1 protein-coding gene is annotated in these 279 nt (G+C 40.1%); it reads right to left on the bottom strand.

Annotated elements, in window-relative coordinates; translation table 11 throughout:
* Positions 1-19: 19 nt before the first annotated feature.
* A partial coding sequence (locus AAEY75_RS14760) for an IS630 transposase-related protein (protein ID WP_352259988.1) occupies positions 20-279 on the bottom strand: 260 nt, incomplete at its 5' end.

The following is a 279-nucleotide window of genomic DNA, read 5'->3' as shown; positions in this document are numbered from 1 at the left end:
CTGCGTAAAGCTATCAATCTTATCTTGATATATCGCTCTTTTTATTGGACACGCTTTTGGATGCTCTAAGGTCTTTTTTTTGACTGATGCTAAGACGTTTTAAAGCCGACTCAATGCCTGACTTGCTGCAATCTAAACGCTGTGCTCTCTCGTACATATAATCGTCTGGATGCTGTTCAACATCTTTCAATAAGGCTTCATTTGATATTTTAGTCGGTGCTTTATTTCTGGTTGTTTTAGGAACTAAGCTCTGCTGCCAGCTGTGAATCGAGCTTGTGC

Origin of the sequence: Psychrobacter sp. TB55-MNA-CIBAN-0194 (assembly GCF_040309505.1) — a bacterium.
In the GTDB taxonomy this organism is placed as follows: Bacteria; Pseudomonadota; Gammaproteobacteria; order Pseudomonadales; family Moraxellaceae; genus Psychrobacter; species Psychrobacter fozii.
This window is presented reverse-complemented; position numbering and strand designations above follow the sequence as displayed.